At 32.3% G+C, this 17653-nt stretch carries 17 protein-coding genes; 3 read left to right on the top strand and 14 right to left on the bottom strand.

What is annotated here, in order from left to right; all coding sequences use genetic code 11:
• Nucleotides 1-9: 9 nt before the first annotated feature.
• On the bottom strand, nt 10-468 hold the full coding sequence (locus DW1_RS12820) for a CtsR family transcriptional regulator (protein ID WP_074351063.1): 459 nt from the start codon (nt 466-468) through the stop codon (nt 10-12).
• 144 nt (nt 469-612) lie between these two features.
• Nucleotides 613-2682 (bottom strand): elongation factor G, encoded by a 2070-nt coding sequence (gene fusA / locus DW1_RS12825; RefSeq protein ID WP_074351065.1) that lies wholly within the window; start codon nt 2680-2682, stop codon nt 613-615.
• 521 nt (nt 2683-3203) lie between these two features.
• On the opposite strand from fusA, the gene hisC reads away from it, so the two are divergent.
• The gene (gene hisC, locus DW1_RS12830) at nt 3204-4286 is read left to right on the top strand and encodes a histidinol-phosphate transaminase (RefSeq protein WP_074351067.1); all 1083 of its coding nucleotides are present in this window, start codon (nt 3204-3206) and stop codon (nt 4284-4286) included.
• A gap of 272 nt (nt 4287-4558) precedes the next feature.
• Here hisC and DW1_RS12835 read toward each other — a convergent pair whose 3' ends face one another.
• From DW1_RS12835 to DW1_RS12840, 3 genes are all read right to left on the bottom strand, one after another.
• The gene (locus tag DW1_RS12835) at nt 4559-5278 is read right to left on the bottom strand and encodes a beta-ketoacyl-ACP reductase (RefSeq protein ID WP_074351069.1); all 720 of its coding nucleotides are present in this window, start codon (nt 5276-5278) and stop codon (nt 4559-4561) included.
• 186 nt (nt 5279-5464) lie between these two features.
• On the bottom strand, nt 5465-5689 hold the full coding sequence (locus DW1_RS15595; RefSeq protein WP_347499800.1) for an N-acetyltransferase: 225 nt from the start codon (nt 5687-5689) through the stop codon (nt 5465-5467).
• Nucleotides 5611-5883, bottom strand: coding sequence for a hypothetical protein (locus DW1_RS12840; protein WP_143474424.1), 273 nt, complete (start codon nt 5881-5883; stop codon nt 5611-5613). The genes DW1_RS15595 and DW1_RS12840 overlap by 79 nt, the downstream gene beginning before the upstream one ends.
• 360 nt (nt 5884-6243) lie before the next feature.
• Between DW1_RS12840 and guaD the strand changes: the two genes are divergently transcribed.
• Complete coding sequence (gene guaD / locus DW1_RS12845) at nt 6244-7539, top strand: guanine deaminase (RefSeq protein WP_074351073.1); 1296 nt, start codon at nt 6244-6246, stop codon at nt 7537-7539.
• Between the two features lie 63 nt (nt 7540-7602).
• On the opposite strand, the gene DW1_RS12850 is transcribed toward guaD, so the two are convergent.
• The 5 genes from DW1_RS12850 to DW1_RS12870 are packed head-to-tail and all read right to left on the bottom strand — an operon-like array spanning nt 7603 to nt 12357.
• Nucleotides 7603-8244, bottom strand: coding sequence for a lactate utilization protein (locus DW1_RS12850; RefSeq protein ID WP_074351074.1), 642 nt, complete (start codon nt 8242-8244; stop codon nt 7603-7605).
• A gap of 13 nt (nt 8245-8257) precedes the next feature.
• The gene (locus tag DW1_RS12855; RefSeq protein ID WP_074351076.1) at nt 8258-9118 is read right to left on the bottom strand and encodes a tRNA 2-thiocytidine biosynthesis TtcA family protein; all 861 of its coding nucleotides are present in this window, start codon (nt 9116-9118) and stop codon (nt 8258-8260) included.
• A gap of 31 nt (nt 9119-9149) precedes the next feature.
• Complete coding sequence (locus DW1_RS12860; RefSeq protein ID WP_074351077.1) at nt 9150-10811, bottom strand: hypothetical protein; 1662 nt, start codon at nt 10809-10811, stop codon at nt 9150-9152.
• 1 nt (nt 10812) lies between these two features.
• Entirely contained in the window at nt 10813-11598 is a 786-nt protein-coding gene (locus DW1_RS12865) for an ABC transporter ATP-binding protein (protein ID WP_074351079.1), read from the bottom strand.
• Nucleotides 11599-11652: 54 nt separating this feature from the next.
• On the bottom strand, nt 11653-12357 hold the full coding sequence (locus tag DW1_RS12870; protein WP_074351081.1) for an RDD family protein: 705 nt from the start codon (nt 12355-12357) through the stop codon (nt 11653-11655).
• A 59-nt stretch (nt 12358-12416) separates the two neighbouring features.
• Here DW1_RS12870 and DW1_RS12875 point away from each other — a divergent pair, with 59 nt between their 5' ends.
• Nucleotides 12417-13367, top strand: coding sequence for a stage II sporulation protein M (locus DW1_RS12875; protein WP_074351083.1), 951 nt, complete (start codon nt 12417-12419; stop codon nt 13365-13367).
• On the opposite strand, the gene DW1_RS12880 is transcribed toward DW1_RS12875, so the two are convergent.
• From DW1_RS12880 to DW1_RS12895, 4 genes are all read right to left on the bottom strand, one after another.
• Entirely contained in the window at nt 13364-14677 is a 1314-nt protein-coding gene (locus DW1_RS12880; protein ID WP_074351085.1) for a DUF58 domain-containing protein, read from the bottom strand. The two genes, DW1_RS12875 and DW1_RS12880, sit on opposite strands and share 4 nt — an antisense overlap.
• 302 nt (nt 14678-14979) lie before the next feature.
• Complete coding sequence (locus DW1_RS12885) at nt 14980-15945, bottom strand: AAA family ATPase (RefSeq protein ID WP_074351086.1); 966 nt, start codon at nt 15943-15945, stop codon at nt 14980-14982.
• Entirely contained in the window at nt 15909-16973 is a 1065-nt protein-coding gene (locus tag DW1_RS12890) for a hypothetical protein (protein ID WP_074351088.1), read from the bottom strand. The genes DW1_RS12885 and DW1_RS12890 overlap by 37 nt, the downstream gene beginning before the upstream one ends.
• Entirely contained in the window at nt 16957-17637 is a 681-nt protein-coding gene (locus DW1_RS12895; RefSeq protein ID WP_074351090.1) for a hypothetical protein, read from the bottom strand. Before DW1_RS12895 ends, DW1_RS12890 begins: the two co-directional genes overlap by 17 nt.
• Between the last annotated feature and the right edge of the window lie 16 nt (nt 17638-17653).

Genomic DNA, 17653 nt, shown 5'->3' on the forward strand with positions numbered 1-17653 from the left:
TCCCATATCTTATTTTAATAATACAAGCAGCATATTTTTTAGTATATCCGCTCTAATAACATTTTTGTCACAGTTTACACTATTTAAAGTTCTATCGGAAAGAACGACCTTCATAATATTGTATTCTCTTTCAGTAATAATATCTTCCTCAAGAAAACTCTCAATTATTCCATATGCTTTGGACTTAGTTATAGAGTCTCCTATTATGTTTAGTATGAGATCTTGTATATATTTATCCCTATTAATATTTACTTTTACAATCTTTATATACCCTCCACCACCTCTTCTACTCTCAATAAAATAGCCTTTATCTGATGAAAACCTCGTAGTTAATACATAGTTTATTTGAGACGGGGCACAATCAAAATACTGTGCCAATTCATTCCTTTGTATCTCAACAACTCCATTATTAGCGTCTTCTAACAGTTTCTTAATAAAATCTTCTATTAGGTTACTTAATTTTGACATTGCTTCACTCCTTCTCTGACTTTGACTTTCTTTGTCCTTAATAATATTTTATCCTATTTTTAATTTTTTTCAATATTTATTTTGATTATTCACCAGAATTAGTACAGGAGCGCTACATGTAGCGCTCCTGTACTAATTCTAGCTTTATTCTTTTTCTGCCTTTGCTTCAGCTATTATTTTTTCACTTATATGTGGAGGTACTTCCTCGTATCTAGCAAATTCCATTCTAAAACTTCCTCTTGCCTGAGTCATTGACCTTAGGTCTATAGCATATTTGAACATTTCAGTTTGTGGAGCTTCAGCAGTTACAAGCTGATTTCCATCTTCCTGCTGCTCCATACCTAATATTCTACCTCTTCTCTTGTTCATATCTCCCATTATATCTCCCATATACTCCTCAGGAACAAGTATTTCGACCTTAACAATTGGTTCTAATAACACTGGCTTTGCCTGCTCCATTCCTTTCTTAAATGCAAGTGAAGCAGCAATTTTAAATGCCATTTCATTTGAATCAACAGGATGATATGAACCATCAAATAGTACTGCTTTCATATTAACTACAGGATATCCCGCAAGAACACCTTTTTCAATAGACTCTCTTAGCCCTTTTTCAACTGCTGGAATATATTGTTTAGGCACTGCTCCTCCAAATATCTCTTCACCAAATTCAAAGTCTAATTGTGAAGGCTCAAATCTTATATGAACATCACCATACTGTCCTGCACCACCAGACTGTTTCTTATGCTTTCCTTGAACACTTGACGTACCTTTTATAGTCTCCCTATACGCAACTTTTGGCTCCTTCAATTCTACATCAACACCAAATATATTCTTCAACTTGTTAGTAATAACTGCAAGCTGCATGTTTCCTTGACCACCTATTAGCAGTTGCTTTGTCTCTGTATTTCTTTGAACTATAAATGTAGGATCTTCTTCTGTCATTCTTTGAAGCGAAGAACCTATCTTTTCCTCATCACCTTTAGCTTTAGGCTCTACTGCTAAGAATAAACATGGCTCTGGATATTTAATTTTTTCATACTCTATAGGAGCATTTTTATCACAAAGTGTATCACCAGTCTCTGCAAATTGAAGCTTAGCTGTAGCTCCTATATCTCCCGCAACTAGTTGATTAACTTCTATTTGATTTTTACCTCTTAATAAGAATAGGCTACCTATCCTTTCTGTTTCGTCTTTATTCACATTTAATATATCCATATCTTTTACTAGTTTTCCTGAACATACGTTAAACAATGAAATCTTGCCCACAAATGGGTCCACTATAGTCTTAAATACAAATGCTGAAAACGCTTCGCTCTTGTCTATTTTTCTTTGAATCTTGTCTGTTGTGCCTGGTTTAACTCCTTCATAAACACCAATATCACTTGGTGAAGGTAAGTAAGCACTTATCACGTCAAGTAGAGTATGAATTCCAATATTATTTTGAGCAGAACCTATAATAACTGGCACTAAGTCGCAACTTATAACTCCCTTCCTAAGCCCAGCATGAATCTCTTCGGCTGTAAAAGCTTCACCTTCAAAGTATTTTTCCATTAATACTTCATCTGCTTCTGCTACTGACTCCATAAGCATCTCTCTAAGTGGTTCTATAGTGCTTTCCATACCATCTGGAACCGGTGCGTCTACACAGTCTTTTCCATTGTATACCCTACCAACTAAATCAACTATATTAACAAATCCCTTAAAGGAATCTGATTCGCCTATTGGAACTGCAAAAGGTACTATTTTATTTCCAAACTTGTCTCTAAGCTCATTAATAAGCTTATCATAGTTAATATTTTCCTTATCCATCTTATTTAGAAAAATAATTTTTGGCTTATTAGCTTTCTCTGTGTAACTCCAAGCCTTCTCAAAGCCTACTTCAATTCCTGATGATGCATCTGCAACTAGTACTGCACCTGATGACACTCTTAAAGCACTGTTCACTTCTCCTACAAAATCAAAATATCCTGGAGTATCTAAAATATTGTATTTCGAATCCTTCCATTCCACAGGGATTATAGAAGTTCCTATAGAAAATTGTCTTGCAATCTCCTCTTTGTCATAGTCGGAAGTAGTATTTCCATCTTCTACTCTACCCTTTCTCTTAGTAACTCCTGCTGCAAATAATATGGCTTCTGTTAATGTAGTTTTACCACAACCTCCATGACCTAAAAAAGCTACGTTTCTTATTTTGTCAGTTTGATATTCCTTCATCTAACTTCCCCCTTGCATGATTATAATTTTGACTTTTTCAGACAATTGTTAATATTTATAATTCTACACATATTTTTAAATACCTTCTTTTTTATTTTTTTAATATCATTAACTTTTATTACTTTCATATAGAAAATATCCCCATTTTCTTCATTTTTATTCTAAAATTTTTTTATTTTTAAGCAAGAAGAAAAGAGAAAAATCATTGATTTAATTTTTTAATTGATAATTGTAAATACTTAAACGGCTTTCTACAGGAACAAGAATGTATTTTTGTATACAAGCTTCATTAAATCAACTAAAAAAGTTTAGAAATGACATAGAACAAAGGCTAATTTTGATAAATCAATTTAAAGCAAATATATGTCAAGAACAATAATTAGCTTTATAGGTCTCTTATGATTGTTTGTCTATTTCATCTTGTTAATAAAATGAAATATCTAGAAAAACTTTTTCATAGTTATGTTATAATTATATTTAAATAAAACAAATTACTTTATTTATTAAAGGGGGCGTTGTATTTGTCAATCCAATTTAGAGAAGAGTTAGCTAATTTAAGTCCTTATAAGCCAGGTAGACCTATAGACGACGTAAAAAGAGAATATGGGCTACAAGATGTAATTAAGCTTGCATCAAATGAAAACCCGTTTGGTTGCTCTCCAAAAGCAATCGAGGCAATTAAAAATTCTTTGAATAACCTAGGTTTATATCCAGATGGCAACTGCACATTATTGAAAGAAGCTCTTTCAAAAAAACTAAACATTAGTGTCAATAATATAATCTTAAGTAGTGGTCTAGATGAAATGATGGACCTATTAGCTAAAACCTTCTTCAACAAAGGCGATGAAGCAATAATGGCTGATATTACTTTCCCTAGATACATAGCTACTACAATGATGATGGGAGCAAAGCCTGTTATAGTACCTTTAGTTAATTGGACTTATGACCTTAATGGAATACTTAATGCTATAACAGAAAAAACAAAGCTTATTTGGTTATGTAACCCAAATAATCCTACTGGAACAATGTTTACCGAAAAAGAATTAATTGACTTCTTAGATAAGGTTCCTGAAAATATAGTTGTTGTTTATGATGAGGCTTACAGAGAATTTGTAACTAGAGATGATTACACTAAAGACAGTCTTCCTCTGCTAAAAAAATATGCTAACTTAATTATTTTGAGAACGTTTTCCAAGATTTATGGGCTTGCTGCATTGAGAGTAGGATATACTATGGCAAGTGAAGAAATAATCACGAACATCAATAAAGTAAGAGGACCTTTCAATGTAAACACTTTAGCACAAGTTGCGGCTATTGCAGCTTTAGAAGACGAAGATTTTCTAAGAAAAGCATATGAAGCAAATGTTGAAGGTAAAGAGTATCTATATAAAGAATTTGATAAGTTAAACCTAGAATATGCTCCGTCTGAAACAAATCATATATTTGTAAATGTTCAAAAAGATGGAAGCGAAGTCTTCGTTGAGCTTCAAAAAAGAGGAGTTATTATAAGACCTCAATTTGGTCAATGGATAAGAGTTAGTATAGGTACTATGGAGGAAAACAGAGTATTTATTGAAAAGCTAAAAGAGGTTTTAGGAAAATAAATGAAATAATATGAATTTTATTCGAAAAGCCTGTGCAAACATTTTTTGTACAGGCTTTTTCATGACTTATTTAGAATTTGATTGTTTTTAATATAAACCCTGATATTATAGATTCTGTTCTATGTTAATGACTCCTATACAAGGTTTACAAAAAAACATATGTCTCTCACATATTAGTGTGTGACTATACATTAAATGGCCTTTTTGTTACTGTCAAATAGAGATGATTTGAAGTAAAGACTATAGTAACATTTCAAAATTAAGATTTATTATTATAATCTCATTCCACCATTTACGCTTAACACATGACCTGTTATATATGAAGCTTCATCAGAAGCAAGGAATAATGCTGGATATGCAATTTCTTCTGGTTGTGCTAATCTTCCAAGCATTGTCTGCCCTGCAAATTTATCTAATAAATCTTGTGGAACTGTCTTTAGTATATCAGTCATTGTATATCCTGGTGCAATTGCATTAACTCTTACATTGCCACCCTTCATAGCGAATTCTTTTGCCCAGGTTTTAGTAAGTCCGATAATTCCAGCTTTTGTAGCAGCATAGTTAGCCTGCCCTATGTTCCCATACTCGCCTACAACTGAAGAAATGTTTATTATAGAGCCACCACCATTTGCTTGCATATGTGGTCCTACATGTCTAGTTAAATTAAATACCCCCTTTAAATTAACATCTACTACTAAATCCCACTGTTCATCAGTCATCTTTCTAGTCAATGCGTCTCTAGTAATTCCTGCATTATTTACTAGCACATCAATCTTCCCATACTTCTCAACAACATAATCAAAAAACTCTTTACATTTTTCGGTATCTGTAACATTTAAAATATATCCTTCAACATTTGGATTAGAATATGTAAGCTCTCCCATATCTACTGCTATAACTTTTGCACCTTCTTTAGCAAATAGCTCTGCCATAGCCTGACCTAATCCTCTTGCCCCTCCTGTTACTATAGCTACCCTATCCTTTAATCTCATTCATAATACCTCCTTTTAATTTATAATTATATTTTACTATTATTTTATTAAAATGTCTCGGATTATTTAGCAAGCACAAGCTGTATGCCTAATACCTCTGAAATTATATTATTCGCTAGAACTACTTTTAATTCTATACTTATTTATAAAATGCAGGAAGACTCTTCTCTGATATTCTTTTAATGTTTATAAGTCTTTTTTGTAAATCCTATAGGTTTTATATATTCTTCCTCCAAACTTTTCTATATCCCTCTGCATTATTTTATTGTATTCCCAAACTGTAGAGCCTTCTCCATATTTATAGCCCTTCTTTTTAGCTGCATCAAAAAGTTTCATATATATTGCTGATGGTACTCCTTTTCTCCTAAATTCAGGTATGACAAATAGTACAAAAAGCCTTGCTCTATCAATCTTTTTCTTATAGTAATTGCTTTTTTATAGTCAGATATTAATTGTGGTACCCAGCATTCATCTCCCTTATATATTTTCCAAGGAAGCATAATGAAGTCTTTTTCCTGCTTTCTAGTAGTGACATTCTTTATGGTTATCTCACCCATTATCTTCTCCCCTTTTTGCCCAATACTGCTCCTGTTTATGGCTCTCATATTTTAATCATCAATTCCTAAATAAAGTTCATGATACTATAATAATAATGAATAGATAATATTTCATATATACTTAGTATAATTTCTACAACTTTTGCTATATTCCTTCAAAGGATAATTGTATATACAAAATAATAGGCCTCATTAAATGGCTATTAATCCGCAACAATGGCCTTTGTGCATATTTCACTATATTTTTTTGTACACTATGGTGAAAAACTTACATTTAATGCAAAACGGCTGTAGCTCAGTTGTTTCAAGGCTTTCATCCGAAACCTCCTTCCTTGCATCATTTGTGTTAAAAAGGGTATAATTAACATGAAAACGTGAACATAAATTTTTTTGTAAGGAGTTGATTTTATGAGCCAAAAACTAATTAAAGACAATATTAAAATATATAAAGGCCATATTATGTTTACAGAATCGCCTGAAAAGTTTAATATATTAGAAAACGGTTTCATAATAGTGGAAGATAATAAAGTTAAAAAGGTAGCTTCAGAATTACCTGAAGAATACAAGGATATTCCAGTAAAAGATTTTGGAAATAAAATCATAATCCCTGGATTTGTTGATTTACATTTGCATGCCCCACAATTTCCTAATGCTGGACTAGGTCTTGATAAAGAACTACTTCCTTGGCTTGAAGAGTATACTTTCCCAGAGGAAGCAAAGTATAAGGATACAGATTATGCAAGAAAAGTTTACTCTAGGGTTGTAGAAGAGCTTTGGAAAAATGGAACAACTCGTTCAGTTATATTTGCCAGTGTTCATAAGGAGTCTACTGCCCTACTATTTGATTTGCTAGTGAAAGCAGGGCTAGGTGCTTATGTAGGTAAAGTAAACATGGATAGAAACTGCCCTGACTTTATAAGGGAAGATACACAAGAATCTCTAAAAGCTACAAGAGAATACTTAGAAGCACATGTAGGTAAATCCGAACTTGTTAAACCTATCATTACTCCTAGATTCGTTCCTACTTGTACTGTAGAAGTCCTTGAGGAGCTAGGTAAAATGGCTAAGGAGTTTAATGTACCTATACAATCTCATCTTTCTGAGAATACAGGGGAAGTTGAATGGGTTAAAGAGCTACATCCAGAGCATAAAAACTATGCAAGCGTATATGATTGCTATAGCCTCTTTGGACAAAAGCCTACTGTAATGGCTCACTGTATATATAATACTGAAGATGAAGTTGGATTGATGAAAGATAATGAAGTCTATGTCGCACATTGTCCACATTCTAACTTAAATCTTTCAAGTGGTATAATGCCAGTTAGATATTTCTTGGATAAGGGTGTAAATGTTGGATTAGGCTCAGATATAAGCGGTGGACATAAGATTGGTATTCCAAGTGTAATGGCTGTAGCCGCTCAAGTTTCTAAGATTAAATGGCTAGAAACTAATAAAGAGCTTGCCCCTCTTTCAACTCCAGAGGTATTCTATCTAGGTACTAAAGGTGGCGGTAAGTTCTTTGGTAAAGTAGGTAGTTTTGAAGAGGGATACGAATTTGACGCTCTAGTAATAGATGATTCTAATTTCTTTGGTGATGATTTGACTCTTGAAGAACGTATACAAAGATTCATCTATTTAGGTGATGATAGAAATATTGTAGAAAGATACGTAGCTGGAAATAAAGTTGAAAAACCAAGCTTTTAATTAAATAATAATTCAAAGTCTGCAAATTGCAAAAGGCAAATTGCAGACTTTTCTATGCTTTCACTAGTATCCTAATTCTTTATTTATAATAATGACATGAATTCTATTCTTGTTATTTTGTCTTTTGATTACTGTGTATTCATTACATATTCTACCTTCTTGCTTACAATCCATACACTGACCTGTTTTAGCACAAGGATTGTCTCTGTTAAGTCTTACATTATTTGCTGGCGCTGCTGTTTCTTTAACTCTTAGGATTGCTTGGTCTATATCCTTCACTATTTTATTTCTACCTGCTAATACTATTACCTTGTCTGGACCATATAGCATAGCTGCAACCCTGTTGCCATTGCCATCTACATTATAGAGCTCACCATTTTCAGTAATAGCATTAGTTCCTGTAAAATACACATCTGCAAAAAAGCTTTTTCTAAATATCTCTTTTATTCCCTCAGGATTTAGTCCTTCTTCGTATCTATCAAGAAAGTTGTACTTTCCATTTCTGAGTAGGTCTATAACTCCTGTTTCAAAGAGAGTCATTGAACCTCCAACTGATACTGTATCCCCTTCTGATATTAACTCTTGAACTTTTTTAAGAGCCTCTTCTTCTGTCTGAACAAAATAGCCATTCATGTTGTTTTTTTCTAAATTCTCAATAGTTCTTTTTATCCTTTCCTCAATTACAAACAATGCATTTTTGTCCATAATCTGTCCCCCTTTACTCATAAAAATCTAAGTATGAGTGTTTTTCTCCATCCTTTTGCCAACCTAGTATTGAGTCTAGGTTTACATTTTCTGCTGCTTTAAATATTGATTTATCTACATTGACAAAATTCTTTTTAAGCTCTTCTATTAAATCCTTTATCTCATATCGTTTATTTCCTATTCTCTCAGCTGCTACCATACATGCACAGTTTAAAGGCCAAATTCCACTATATTCTATAAAGCGTCTAATGTTTACTTCCTCTATATAGTATAGGGGCCTTATAAGTTCTATTCCTTCGAAGTTAGCAGCTTTAAGCTTTGGAAGCATAGTCTTAAAATTACCTGCATATAAAACATTCAGCAATGTAGTCTCTATTACATCATTAAAATGATGGCCTAAGGCTAATTTATTGCAGCCTAGCTCCTTAGTCTTGTTATAAAGAGCTCCTCTTCTCATTCTTGCACACATATAACAAGGGTAGTCCTGAGCCATCTTATCAGCTATTTCAAATATGCCTGATTCAAAAATTTTAATAGGTATGTTCAAGTACTCACAATTTTCAATTAATAACTCTTTTATATCAGGATGATAGCCCGGATCCATGGCTATATATTCTACTTCAAAGGAAACATTTCCATGTCTATGAAGCTCTTGAAACAGCTTCGCCATTAAGAGACTATCCTTTCCTCCCGATATAGCAACTGCTACTCTATCTCCTTCGTTTATTAGATTATAGTCCTTTATTGCCTTAATAAATTTAGACCATATTGGCTTTCTATATTTTTTTATTATACTTCTCTCAATTTCTTCTAAAGTTTTCTTATCTGAAGACGGTATTACTGTCTCACAGCCTTTTCCAGCTATTTTACTCATTAAATCACCTCAAATTAAAGTTAAGTTAAAGTTAATTAAAGGCTTCCCAATTAACTTTAAAAACCTTCTTCCACATAATTAAAGTTACTATTAAAGCTATTGCAATATATCCATAGAATATGAAACTATTAAGCCTCGTAATCCAATGGAGTCCAGCAGTCAATCCAATAATCAGCAACGTTAATAGGAAGGAGCCTGTACTCTGTTTTTGAACTTTATCTGCATCTTGGCTAAAGGGTGGTCTTTTACTCCCATTTTTAAATACTATAGCCACTATAAACATCATATTAATAAACATAAGTACTACATCAAGTATTATACTAAACTTGTATAGAATTAGAAATATAAAACTTACAAATGTCAAAATACCTAAACAATATTTATATATATAGGCCTTAATAGCTCCTTTATAAATATGTTCAGGAGATTCTATAGGTAAAGTCTTATATATCCATGCACTCTTGTAATTTTCACTTAACTCTATTAGCATAACTGTAGAGCTTAACATAAGTATGCTTAAATATATACCTAGATATGCTTTGCCTTCTGTTAATGAGGTAAACATCTCAGTTAATGTGACTCCACTTCTCACGTAATTAAGCAGTGTTAAAAAAGGAAAAATAGCAGCAAATGCTAATGTTGGGTATATCTTAAGTTTTAGCTTTCTTTCATTAGCTAGTAAGTTTTGTGAAAATCTGAAAAAAGTTCTTTCTGTTTTGTTATAGCATAGTAAATCTGCTACTATTTTATTAAGTTTTTTCTTCCTTTCTGCTAAAGTTCTTCCCTTTTCTCCACTACTATTTAGCTTTAAAAGATTATTTTCAAAGTTAGGCATTACAATCTTTGTATGGATGAATAAAAACAGTATAGGTATTAGAAGAGCAAATAGGCTCAAATACAAATACCAACTACCATAATTACCATTTATAAAAACTTCAAATGGCGCTGCAAACCATGCAGGTGGCAACAGAAAATTCCACCACTTAGGATTTGCAGTAACTCTTATATCAATGAAATTAAACATACGTCCTACGAGCTGATATCCTACTATCATAACTATGGATAAAGCTATTTGAAAATAATTGATAATATCCTTTAATTTTTCTCCGTCAAAATATTTTAGAATAAGGCTATACAATAACGAAGCTAGAAAAACTACTAATCCAGCAATAAATATTAATTCAATAGTGTACACTAAAAAAAATACTACTCCGTATTTTATAGAACCTGCAATTAATGAAGGACCTGCCATTGCTATTGTAAGTGTGAACATATATATAAAAATATGAACTATTTTTGACATATTATAGGTTTTTTCATCTATAGGTCTCGAAAAAAGTATATTTTTACTCTTAATATCTAATAAGACTGATGAAAAATCTGCTATCATGGTTGTTAGCATCATAAATATCAATATTCCAAAGCTTATACTCATACTTGCATAGATTGGAATAGGTATAATTATGAAAAACATAAAGAATAGTCCCATTATTCCATAAGAAAATAAGTAATTTTTAAATAGATTATTTTCATTTTTTCCATTATTGGATGCACCTATGGCTACTGGTACTCTTCTTTCATCAATGCTTAGCTTAATTTGAAGTATTGAACGCATAACTTCATAATTTACTCCTACTCTTTCAAATAAAAAGCGAAATTTATCTAAAACTTTTAATGACATGAAATTTTTCATTTTATACCTCCTCTAGAAGAGATACAAACTCATCCGCAATTTCCTTATGTCTAGTAAATCCTGTAAGCTGGTTAAATATCTGTTCAAGTGAACCTTCCATGCTTTTTTCTTTTAATTCCTCAAAAGTGCCATCTGCAACTATTTGCCCGTTATTTATGAGAAGGATCCTATCACTTATCTTTTCTACAATCTCCATAATATGTGATGAATAGAATATTGTTTTTCCTTGCTTAGCTAATAGTGCCAATATCTCTTTAAATATCATAACACTATTTGCATCAAGTCCACCTAAAGGCTCATCTAGGAATAATATATCTGGATTATGAATCATACTTGAAATTATTAATAGCTTTTGCTTCATTCCTTTGGAATATGAGGATATTCTAGAATGATAGTGTTCCTCAATTCCAAATAGTTTCATGAGTTTTAAAGCTTTGGCTTCAGTTTTTTCACTATCCATCCCATATATATCCCCTAAGAAAGTCAAATATTCATGGGCAGTTAAACTTTCATATACTTCTGCCGTTTCTGGAACATAGCCAATTCTTCTTTTATAATCTATTCTATTCTCTAATATATTTTCTCCAAATATCTTTACTTCGCCTCTGTACCTATTTATTATTCCTAAAAGTATCTTAACTGTAGTACTTTTGCCTGCTCCATTAGGACCTATGTATCCGATTATCTGTCCTGGATAAACCTCTAGATTTATCCCTTTTAGTATATCTTCACCATCTCCATAGTTCATTCTCAAATCCTTTATTGTTATAATAGGCTCTCTATTCATTCCTCTCTCCCCCTTATAAAGTAAAATGTTCGCTTAGTATTTCTATTGTACTTCTTACTTTATTCCATTAAATAACTCAACCAATAGACTATTGTAACTATTACCTATCACTTCAATTTTATACTTCTCTATAAAATACTCTCCTAATTCCCTTTCTATTTCACTTGCTTTTTCCCCTAAGGAATCTTTTCTCGTGAAATATTCTCTTAATAGCTGAGTCTCTTCTTGAGTTAAGGAATACTTATAATTAGTTCTTTCATTTTCTAATCTTATATTATATATTTCTTCTCTCTTTTCCTCTATCACTACTATTGTAGATGCTAAATAATCCCCTAGTCTTTTATTTAGCTTTGTGAAAAATATTAGTATAACACCTAACCCATAAACATCTAGTATTCTTAGCAGGTTTCTTATAACTGAATGCTTAAATGCTATGGGCTGACCGTTATTTCTTATAGTTCTAAGACCAAAAATCCTTTTACCAGGTGTCCCTCCGTTCATAGTCATCTCGAATATTATGAAATAGCCATAATTAATTATAAAAATTAAAATTAATGATATTGCTATTGCCCAGCTTTTATATTCTTCATAAATTTCTGCTGGCGTCAGTCCCATAAATGCTACTATAAGAACTACTATTCCTATTAAAACTAGCTGCAATAAAGTATCAATACCAGTAGCTGCTGTACGTGAGCCTAATGCAGCAAGGGTATATTCTACTTCTATATTTTCTGGTGTGGTGATTTTGATTGTTTTCATCATTTCTCTCCTTTCTGTATTGGCTTTAATCTGATACAATGTATTTGAGGTGAAAAGTATTGAAACTGGAACAATTTATTGAAAAAAACTCTCCATTATGGTCAGAATTAAAATCTCTTACTGAATTGATAGATAAAAAAGGTATTAAACACCTGGATTCTAAACAGCTCAAACGCTACTTATACCTTTTTCGTATGTCCAGCCATCAGTTGGCTTATGCAAGAACTCACTATCCAGGCAGCGAAGTAATACCATATATTAATTCTTTAATAGCTATTTCTCATAATCATATATATTCAGTTAAAAAATATGATTTCTCTGAAGTAATTAGTTTTTTTAAATCTGGTCTGCCTAATGATATCATGAAGTACAAGAGCTATATAATAGCTGCCACAGCAGTGTTCTTATTTGGCTTTATCCTTAGTTGGCTATTAGTAGCTGTTAATCCTCAAAACGCTACATATTTCATGCCTGAAGATATGATACAAAATATTAACTGGGATATGGATACTTCAGGAGGATGGGATTACCCAGTTATGTCAAGCTACATAATGACAAATAATATTTCTGTAGCCTTTAAGGCTTTTGTCCTAGGTATTACCTTAGGAATAGGAACTATTTATATTCTCTTCCTTAATGGTGCATTATTAGGGGCTCTTACAGGCTTAGTATACCAAAATGGAAATCCGCTAGGATATTGGTCATTAATATTACCTCATGGAATATTAGAGTTAACAGCAATTTTTATAGCTGGTGGCGCTGGGTTTATATTAGCTCGTTCTATTTTAATTCCAAGGGAATATTCTAGAAAGCATTCTATTATAAAAGGTGCTAAAGAAGCTACAAGTTTGATCCTAGGTGTAATTGTGTTTCTAATTATTGCAGGAATTATTGAAGGCTTCTTTACTCCTATCAATATTCCACCTATATATAAGTTAATATTTGCAGGTCTTACACTAATAATGATAGCAATATATTTTGCAATACCATACTTTAAATCGGATGTTTAAAAGTGCATCCGATTTTTTATGTGTATGTATTTATTTATAACATCAGAAACGATTTTTTCAGGTTTACATTCTATACACATTATGCCCTTTGTGTTAAGAAGATTTATCAGTTTCCTTCTATCCTTAAGCATTTCAATAGCAATGGATTTTATATAAGCATCTTCCTCTTTTTTCACATTCATAGATGCTTTCTCCTCAAGCTTTTCATCCTTTATGAGTATTATTAAGACAATATTGTTTCTTGTCATTATTGGAAGCACTCTGAGCATATCCTCTGCTTCCTCTATAGTATCAAAGTCTGTAAACAAGCATATTAGGCTTCTACGCCTCTCTTTACCTTTAAAGAAGTAAAAGGCTTCTTCATAGTTTGATGTAGATTTACTGTGCTCTACATGGTATAGGGCATCCATTATTCTATTTCTATGTCCACTACCCTTGCCTGGAGGTATAAAAGCCTCTATATCTGTATTAAATGCCATTAGTCCTGATTGGTCACCATTTTGATTTACTATATCACATAGAAGTAAGCTTGTATTTATGGCCATATCGAGTTTGCTTTTACCTTTTATTGAATAGCTCATAGGTCTTCCTGTATCTATCATCGCATATACATGCTGGTTCTTCTCAGGCTCGTATTGGTTAACTATAGGCTTATTCTCTCTAGCTGTAGCATTCCAATTGATTTTCCTATATTCGTCTCCAGAAACATATTCTCTAAGACTTTCAAACTCCGTACCTTGCCCTAATATTTTCAGTCTCTTTCTACCATCTTTGTATATTAAACTATTGTAAGCTGCTAGCTTATATTTTCTTAGATCCTTGAGATTTGGGTATACTTTAAACTCTTTTTCTACATCTGAAACAAACTGTTTTCTACATAGACTAAGATTTCCGTCATATCTTATATGAACTTTACCAAATTTAAATGCCCCTCTTTTTTTCGGTACAACTTCATATTCAAATATTTCTTTTTCATGAGGAGCTATGTATTTACCTGTAGAAGCCTTCTGAATATGAAAGTGGAAGTCAGGCACTTCATCTTTTATTTCAACATATACTCTTTTATGACTTTTGTTGTATACACTTATTTTTATTTTTTCACTTTCGAATAGTGATAGCTTTTCACCGTCTAGTCTCTCTATTTCTAATGCATCATGTGAAGGTGAAATTATGTAGTCTACAACTAATAGGGAAAAGCAGATTATATTATATATAACAAATGTAGTTAGTGCTAAGCCAAAGAAATATGATGTAAAGGTCAATATAACTCCAAGCCCTACTAGTAATATGAAGCGTTTTGTGATGGTCATTTTGTTCACCTTCCTTTTTTATGTGTCTGACATACTGGACTTAAATAAAATACACACTCACGGTTAGCAGTCGGGCTAAGCAAATTTATTTGCTCGCTACGGTTAATGGAGTTACAGAAATCTTTGATTTCGTAGTAACTCCTTATGTCAGCGTATGCTGACCTTACCTTGATATGATTGCTTAACGTATTTTTCATCTACATTCGCTAAAAATTATAGTCACGTTCTGCAAATGTTCCTTTAGTATTTTTTAAAAATCCTGATTCTAATAAACTTATTGGTATGCCTACCTATCGTTGAGTTTATCTTGGCACCTTTATTTGAGTCAGAATACTCTCTATAACCTTATCTTCTTTAATTCCTTCTATAGTGAGCTCTGGTCTTAGGGAAATCCGGTGTCTGAGTACTGGGTAGGCTATTGCCTTTATGTCTTCCGGGATTACATAATCTCTTCCATTTATTACTGCATAGGCTTTTGCAGATTGTAATAGTGCTATAGAGCCTCTTGGGCTGCTTCCTACTTCTATGGAAGAAAAGTTTCTAGTTTCTCTAACAATTTGTATTATATAATCAAATATACTACTGTCTACTTGAACATTTTTGATTTCTTCTCTGCAGCTAAGTATGTCTCCCCCGCTGCAAACTGGCTCTACACCTGTACTATCTATGTCTATGGAATTAAATCCTTTATGATACTTTTCTAGTACTTCCTTTTCTGCTTGAGCAGATGGATAGTCTATGAGAACTTTCATTAAAAATCTATCTAATAATGCTTCTGGTAAAGGATATGTTCCCTCATATTCTAATGGGTTTTGTGTGGCAAATACCATATATGGTGATGGTAGATGGATATTTTGTCCATCGATAGTCACCGCTTGCTCCTCCATAGCTTCTAATAATCCAGCCTGTGTCTTTGGTGGGGTACGGTTGATCTCATCTGCTAATAGAAAGTTAGTGAAAATAGGTCCCTTCTTTAATTCAAATTCTCTAGTCTGCATATTGAATATCTTAGTTCCTGTAACATCAGAAGGCATTAAATCAGGTGTAAACTGAATTCTCTTAAAGTCTACATTCATAGTCTTAGCCAGTGTCCTAACCATAAGAGTCTTTGCAAGACCTGGCACTCCTTCTAAAAGTACATGTCCACCGCATAAGAGTCCAACCATACAGTATTTAAGCATTTCCTCTTGCTCAACTATTACCTTGTCTATTTCTTTTTTTATCTTATCTACTATATACTTTGTATATCCCTTTTCTGTTCTCTCCAATGAACTTCTCTCCCCTTGTCAATAATTTTTTTAAGGTGCTCAATTATCCCAACTATTTCAAGCATTTCCTTTGAGCTTATTTTTTTATTGTCATTCATAGTTCCAATAAAATCATACAGCTTCCTTGCTCTATTCATATCTGGTAGCTTTTCTTTCTCCCAAACACTTATCCAGCTTTCAGATCTATGATTATTTTTAGATCTCAAGCTATCTTCAAATGAATATAAAAAATCATCATATAAATTTAAAATCACATCTTCTCTAAGCTCTCCTCTCTTAAATAAAGAAGCTGCAGAATATATATATTCATTCTCTACTCTCTCTACTTCTTCGTATAGAGGAATCACTTTTCCAAACCGCTTTCCATAATAATAAATCACAATAGCTATGACTATAATAACCTGATATATAGTAAGCTTAATACCTACTGGTATATCTCTCCACAATGAAGGCTTGTGTCCTTCGAAATAGTGGTAAAATTCATTAAAGCTAATATTTCTTATACCTAAATTATTAATCTGAGTGATAAGCCAATATGCTCCTTCAGTATTAGTGATTAATGTTTTATTGTTTATAATCTCTGGATCTCCGATTACTAATAAGCCCTTATCATAAGAATAAGCTTTGGCATATTTGCCTTCATTTAATGTATAATTATCTATTTCTGTTCCATAAGTAAACAGGATTTCGTCCCAATTGGGTGTTAAATATATAAGAACTCCACCATTCTTAATCCAATTTTTTATATTTTCATTGCCCAAGTCAAGCTTATAAGGTATTTTAGGTTCTATGACTATTTGTGCTGAGTTTATATCCTGTGATTCAACTTCTGTTAGTATGAAATTAGCTGTATATCCTAACTCTTTAAGGGTTTCATATATTACACTAACTCCCTTCTCTCCCTTATTTAAAACTGTATAAGGCTTGAAAGATTTTTCATTATCATCTGTAAAGGTTAAGGTCAACCATAGAAGCACTGGAAAAAATATTAGTAATATAATTAGATTTTCTTTATTCTTTGGCTTCAATGTTTAACACCCCATTCCACAGCTCATCCAGCTTTTCTTCCCATAGGTAGAATTCCTCTTCATGGATTTTTTTATGTCCAAACCAAGCTTCATTAAATAAATAGATAAGACTTTGAAAAATATCCACATATATAAAGTTCTTATTTCTAAGTATATTAGCCATTTCTTCATTAGTTTTTGTTGGATCTAGATATAATAAGTTCTTTTCATTCATTTTTAATAATAGTGAAATAAACCCGACTCTAATAGCCTCTCTGTAATCCCCATGTTCTCTATATTCTATTGCCTTATTTCTAAGGTCCTCAGATTTAGTTGAAGAGCTGATTTTCTCTCCATAAATTGTTCTAACTGTTTTGCTCTTCCCTATAACTTTTTTCATAGATAAGAAAAATACAATGACTAAAATTACAAGAAGTATTAAGCAAATAATAACTATTCCGTTAGATATTCCAAATGCAGATGTACCTAGTTTAGCTTCCATGCTAAAGAGCTTTTCAAGTATAACTTCTAGCCACTCCATTATGGTGTTTCTTACCTTTTCAATTATATCTATATAGTCCTTCTGTAAACGTCTATATTCAGCTTTTTTAAGCACTTGTCCAACTACCCTATCAAATTCCTCTTTTTCCAGAAGGTTAGCATTTATGTAGTAGATAAATTTCATATTCTTATTCCTCTCT

It is taken from the genome of Proteiniborus sp. DW1, from assembly GCF_900095305.1.
In the GTDB taxonomy this organism is placed as follows: domain Bacteria; phylum Bacillota; class Clostridia; order Tissierellales; family Proteiniboraceae; genus Proteiniborus.

Coding starts and splice junctions, on each gene's coding strand:
- DW1_RS12855 (WP_074351076.1), bottom strand. CDS start 9,118: ATGAGTAAAATAGCTGGAAAAGGCTGTGAGACAGTAATACCGTCTTCA.
- DW1_RS12860 (WP_074351077.1), bottom strand. CDS start 10,811: ATGAAAAATTTCATGTCATTAAAAGTTTTAGATAAATTTCGCTTTTTA.
- DW1_RS12835 (WP_074351069.1), bottom strand. CDS start 5,278: ATGAGATTAAAGGATAGGGTAGCTATAGTAACAGGAGGGGCAAGAGGA.
- guaD (WP_074351073.1), top strand. CDS start 6,244: ATGAGCCAAAAACTAATTAAAGACAATATTAAAATATATAAAGGCCAT.
- fusA (WP_074351065.1), bottom strand. CDS start 2,682: ATGAAGGAATATCAAACTGACAAAATAAGAAACGTAGCTTTTTTAGGT.
- DW1_RS12870 (WP_074351081.1), bottom strand. CDS start 12,357: ATGAAAACAATCAAAATCACCACACCAGAAAATATAGAAGTAGAATAT.
- DW1_RS12895 (WP_074351090.1), bottom strand. CDS start 17,637: ATGAAATTTATCTACTACATAAATGCTAACCTTCTGGAAAAAGAGGAA.
- DW1_RS12880 (WP_074351085.1), bottom strand. CDS start 14,677: ATGACCATCACAAAACGCTTCATATTACTAGTAGGGCTTGGAGTTATA.
- DW1_RS12820 (WP_074351063.1), bottom strand. CDS start 468: ATGTCAAAATTAAGTAACCTAATAGAAGATTTTATTAAGAAACTGTTA.
- DW1_RS12865 (WP_074351079.1), bottom strand. CDS start 11,598: ATGAATAGAGAGCCTATTATAACAATAAAGGATTTGAGAATGAACTAT.
- DW1_RS12850 (WP_074351074.1), bottom strand. CDS start 8,244: ATGGACAAAAATGCATTGTTTGTAATTGAGGAAAGGATAAAAAGAACT.
- DW1_RS12840 (WP_143474424.1), bottom strand. CDS start 5,883: ATGAGAGCCATAAACAGGAGCAGTATTGGGCAAAAAGGGGAGAAGATA.